At 64.1% G+C, this 4,555-nt stretch carries 4 protein-coding genes and 1 pseudogene; 2 read left to right on the forward strand and 3 right to left on the reverse strand.

Annotated features, from left to right (window positions below; genetic code table 11):
• Nucleotides 1-94: 94 nt before the first annotated feature.
• Nucleotides 95-1,042, reverse strand: coding sequence for a PfkB family carbohydrate kinase (locus tag EOA49_RS30405; RefSeq protein WP_127240800.1), 948 nt, complete (start codon nt 1,040-1,042; stop codon nt 95-97).
• Between the two features lie 3 nt (nt 1,043-1,045).
• Nucleotides 1,046-1,846 (reverse strand): class I fructose-bisphosphate aldolase, encoded by an 801-nt coding sequence (locus EOA49_RS30410; protein WP_127243543.1) that lies wholly within the window; start codon nt 1,844-1,846, stop codon nt 1,046-1,048.
• A gap of 184 nt (nt 1,847-2,030) precedes the next feature.
• On the opposite strand from EOA49_RS30410, the gene EOA49_RS30415 reads away from it, so the two are divergent.
• Nucleotides 2,031-3,179 (forward strand): Gfo/Idh/MocA family oxidoreductase, encoded by a 1,149-nt coding sequence (locus EOA49_RS30415; protein WP_127240742.1) that lies wholly within the window; start codon nt 2,031-2,033, stop codon nt 3,177-3,179.
• Nucleotides 3,180-3,213: 34 nt separating this feature from the next.
• Here EOA49_RS30415 and EOA49_RS30420 read toward each other — a convergent pair whose 3' ends face one another.
• On the reverse strand, nt 3,214-4,236 hold the full coding sequence (locus tag EOA49_RS30420; protein ID WP_127240743.1) for a LacI family DNA-binding transcriptional regulator: 1,023 nt from the start codon (nt 4,234-4,236) through the stop codon (nt 3,214-3,216).
• Nucleotides 4,237-4,456: 220 nt separating this feature from the next.
• On the opposite strand from EOA49_RS30420, the pseudogene EOA49_RS33825 reads away from it, so the two are divergent.
• Nucleotides 4,457-4,555: pseudogene (locus tag EOA49_RS33825) on the forward strand (sugar kinase); the annotation flags it as partial.

Below are 4,555 nucleotides of genomic sequence, written 5' to 3' on the forward strand. Positions count from 1 at the left end.
CTGCCATCTTCCTCCCTCCACAAGGCTAAGCCGCTCGTTATTATGATCATTATCGGCCTATGTTCGCCTGCGAATGTTCCTCGGATAGTTTCAACTATGTTCTGGTATCGAGCTGCGATTTCAGTTCGACTGCCGACGGGGCGTTCGTCGATGCCAAGAGTTCCGTGACCTGGCCCTCGGTCGGCAGCGCCTCGCGCCCGCCACGCCCCGTTATCGACAGGGCCGCGGCCGCGGCCGCGAATGCGACCCGGCCTGCGGTCTCGGCTCCGCGCGTCAATGCATGGGCATAGGCACCGTGAAAGCAGTCACCGGCGCCAGTCGAGTCAACGACGGCAACCCGGTGCGGAGGCAGGTGCCAGAGCCCTGCCTCGTCGCGTCCGCGATAATAGACGCCCCTGCCGCCGTCAGTCAGAACCACGGTGGACCGCGACGGCATCCACAATGCGTCGAGCATCTCGGCAGGCGATCGGCCGCCCGTGGCAGCCCGCGCGAAGCCGAGGGGAAGAATGAGATGGTCGCAGAGCCCGATCAGCCTCTCGGTGGCTGGGCCGCTGCTCCATTCGATATCGCCGAGGATTGCAAGGCCGAGATCGCGAGCCCGAGCCACGACATCCATCGACCGGATCGCGTAACTATCGACGATCAGGACGGCCGCGCGGCTGAGGACCTCGTCCGGAAAGTCTGGCGCGGTGCCCAGCATCGCTTCGTCGTCATACGCGATGAACCTCTCCCCCTCCGAGCCGACGGTGATCCGCGAGCGCACCGGGCGTGCGTGCGGGTGGCGCGGCGCGAATGCGGTTTCAACTCCGCTCGCAACGAGATCGCACAGCACGGCGTCGTCAGCGGCACTGGCCAGCCATCCGACGAACCCGGCGGTTCCGCCGAGCCGCGCGACGGCGGCAAGGGCCGTCGCGACATTTCCGCCGAAAGTTCGGGCAGTTTGCAGAACCTTCCCCTTGCCCGCCGACAACGGCTGATCGACATAGACGATGTCGTCGATCGCAATAGCGCCGAAGCCGAGGATTGAAGGGACGGTGGGCATCGTTCAGGCACCCGCCTTCGCCAGGGCGTCTTCTGCCGAAAGGCCGTCATGGATGACGCTCCGAAAGGCAAGTGCCGCCTTCTCCGGATCGCCGTGCCCCCAGAGATTGCGACCGACCACGGCACCGCGCGCGCCGGCACGTATGGCGTCCGCCGTCTGCTGAAGGGCGCCGAGCAGCGTCTCGGTCTTCGGACCACCCGCGATCACAACCGGCACCGGGCAGGTCCGGACGGTCTCTCGGAACGACTCGAAATCGCCCGTGTAGCCTATCTTGATCACGTCGACGCCGGACTCGTAGCCGATGCGCGCCGCATAGGCGATCTCGTCGGGGGTGAAGACGATTTTTGCTCCGTCGGTGAAATCGCGCGGGTAGATATGCGCCACCACCGGCATGCCGTAGCGTGCCGCCGCATTCACCGAGTCGGTCAGCCAGCGTATGTACTTACCCTCGGTCGCGCCGCGCACCGGAATGGCCACGGCCAACGCATCGGCCCCGGCGCGCACCGCATCCTCCGGCGTTGCAATCAGCTCGCTGATGCGATCGTCTGGGGTGAAGCAGCCCGCCTGGATTACCAGAGACGCTTTGCCCGCATATTTCGGCCACAGATGGCGCGCGGTGCCGGGCTGGATGCTGACGTAGTCGGGTTTGCCCATCATGACGCGCGCGAGCGCACCGGGCAGATCGGCAAGGCCGCCTTTGCGCACGTCGCCATAGCCGACAAAGTGGTCGACCGCGCCGCCAAAAAGCTTCCCGGACGGATGCGAGAAGAGGCGCGCAAGGCGCACCTTGGTTCCTAGGCTCATGAGTGCAAAATTCCTCAATCGTTTGAGCTGGCGGCCTCTGAAGTCGAGCCAGCATTTTCACATGCTCTATAAAAATTTTACGCGCGTCAAGATTTAAAATGCGCTATAGCGAGTAGGGAACATGGTCCGCCGCCGTTGCAGCGGGTTGTCTGCGGCGATGTCGCATCGGGAGGTCGGAAGGAAAATGCAATCAAAGTCAGGAGCGAAGCTCGGTATCGGCGTTATCGGTTGCGGCAACATATCGATGACCTATTTGCGCAACGCAGCACTTTTCGCCGGCGTGGAACTGCGCGCCTGCGCCGATATTTCCGCCGACATGGCCGCGCTACGCGCCAGGGAATACGGTATCCGCGCGCTGCCGGTCGATGCGCTGCTGGCCGATCCCGAGGTCGATCTCGTCCTCAACCTCACCGTTCCGTCGGCGCATTTCGACATCACCCATTCGGCGCTTTCCGCGGGCAAGCACGTCTTCACGGAAAAGCCTCTGGCGACCTCGGCCGGCGAGGGCCGCCGGCTGGTCGCGGAGGCGGCGAAGCGCGATCTGCTGCTGGGCTCGGCTCCAGACACCTTCCTCGGCGCAGCCGGGCGGCGTGCCCGCCGCCTAATGGACGAGGGCGCGATCGGCCGCGCCGTGACCGGCACCGCCTTCATGATGGGGCGCGGCATGGAGCATTGGCATCCCAATCCGCAATTCTACTATCAGCCGGGCGGCGGTCCGGTGTTTGACATGGGGCCATACTACCTGACGATGCTGGTCAACCTGCTCGGCCCGGTCGCCCGCGTCATGGCGATGACGACGCGCGGCCAGGACGAGCGCCTGATCACCGCCGAAGGCCCTTACAAAAACACCAGCTTCAGGGTCGGCACGCCTACCAACATCCTGTCGCTGCTCGATTTTCACTGCGGCGCCACCGTCACCTTCGGCGCCTCCTGGGACGTCTTCAAGCATTCCAACCATCCGATCGAGCTGCACGGCACGGAGGGCTCGCTTCGGATGCCCGATCCCGACTCCTTTGGCGGCACGGTCTCGTTGTCGGCGCACGGCGCCGACTGGAAGGATTTCGAGAGCGAAGGCGAGCTCTACGGCGCGCGCAACTGGCCCTATGCCGCACCGGACCGCGCCAACTATCGCATGCTCGGCGTCGCCGACCTGGCGCGGTCGCTATCGGAAGGGCGCAGACCCCGCGCGTCCGGCGAACTGGCGCTGCACGTGCTCGAGATCATGGAAGCGATCCTCGCCTCCGGCGAGAGCCGGAACTCCGTCGCCGTCGTCGGCTCGGTCGACCAGCCGCCGCTGCTCAGTGAAGACGAGGCGGCGAGCCTGCTTGCCTGAGGCGCCGTGATCGCCCAGCGGGAGTTTGGTATCCCTAGGCCGACTGGCGCATCACCAGCGTCGCGTCGAGACTGACCTTCGCCGCGACGGGCGCGCCGTCCTCGTCGAGCAGGGTAAGCAGCGTCTCGACGCTGCTTCCGGCCATCGCCGCGAAATCCTGCGCCATGGTGGTGAGCGCCGGGCAGGTGTAGCGGCTGAGCGGATGATCGTCATGCGCAGCCACCCGCAGGTCGCAATCCGCCTTGCGGCCGACCTTCAGCCCTTTCGAGAAGGCGGCCGCCATCACGCCGAAGGCGAGACGATCGTTGGCGCACAATATGGTCTTGCCCGGCAGGCCGCCATTGCCGAGCAGCTTTTCCGTCTGTTCGTAGCCGATCCGTTCGAACTCCCATGTGTAGTCGTCGGTATTGCCGAAGACGAGCGGCTCCTGCCCGAGCCGCTTCATGGCATCGACATAACTCTCCACCCGCTCGCGCGAATTGTGATTGACATGCGGAATATCGAAATAGATCGGGGCGTCGCCCGAGCGGCAGAGATAGTCGACGATGGTCGACATGCTCTGCACATTGTTGTTGCCGACGAAAGGCGTGCCGCCTTCGAGATAGGTGTCGAAATAGACAATCGGGATCGCCTGCGTCAGCTTCTCGATCGCCCGCTGGTCCGAGCGCCGGCCGAGCGGTGCTATCAGCGCGCCGGAGACCTTCAACGACAGGATCGTCCGCGTCGCCTCGGCTTCCAGTTCGCTCGATCCATGCGAGGAAATGACGATCGGCCAATAGCCTTCGTCGCGCAGCCTGAGTTCGATGCGGCTGACCATCTCGGAATAGAACGGGTCGGTCACCGTCGGCACGACGATGCCGATGCTGCGGGTGCGCTTGCGGTTGAGGTTTCGCGCGAACAGATTGGGCTGATAGTCGGACGAGCGCAGCGCATCCTCGATGCGTTTTCGCGTCGCCGGCTTGACGCTGGTCGGATCGTCGAAGAATTTCGACAAGGTCGGCCTGGAGACGCCGCAGGAACGGGCGAACTCCTCCATCGTCTTGTGAGTCATCGGCATCCAAACCCTCGCGGCATGGAACCTCGCTCCCATGGCGCTGCTCCGGCGCTCATACGGCGCATCGGCGTGCGCCTGCAAGTTGAAACTTTACAGGAAGCTCCGCAAGTTTCAACGCGTCCGGAGAAATTATTCCATGCGTAAATTTATTAATTGACGTGAAAAAGAGGGGGCCGTATTCCAAGCCCTAAAGCCATGCATGGCGAATGCTGGGGAGGACGTGATGAAGAAGCTGGTCTCAGCCGGCGAGATCCTCGTCGAGATCATGGCGGAATTAATCGGCCAGAGCTTCCTCGAGCCCGGTCCGCTGGCCGGCCCCTTT

Source organism: Mesorhizobium sp. M1A.F.Ca.IN.020.04.1.1 (assembly GCF_003997315.1).
Taxonomy (GTDB): domain Bacteria; phylum Pseudomonadota; class Alphaproteobacteria; order Rhizobiales; family Rhizobiaceae; genus Mesorhizobium.

Bases quoted from the DNA above. Each gene is read 5' to 3' on its own strand.
- EOA49_RS30405 (WP_127240800.1), bottom strand. From the start codon at position 1,042: ATGCCCACCGTCCCTTCAATCCTCGGCTTCGGCGCTATTGCGATCGAC.
- EOA49_RS30410 (WP_127243543.1), bottom strand. From the start codon at position 1,846: ATGAGCCTAGGAACCAAGGTGCGCCTTGCGCGCCTCTTCTCGCATCCG.
- EOA49_RS30415 (WP_127240742.1), top strand. From the start codon at position 2,031: ATGCAATCAAAGTCAGGAGCGAAGCTCGGTATCGGCGTTATCGGTTGC.
- EOA49_RS30420 (WP_127240743.1), bottom strand. From the start codon at position 4,236: ATGCCGATGACTCACAAGACGATGGAGGAGTTCGCCCGTTCCTGCGGC.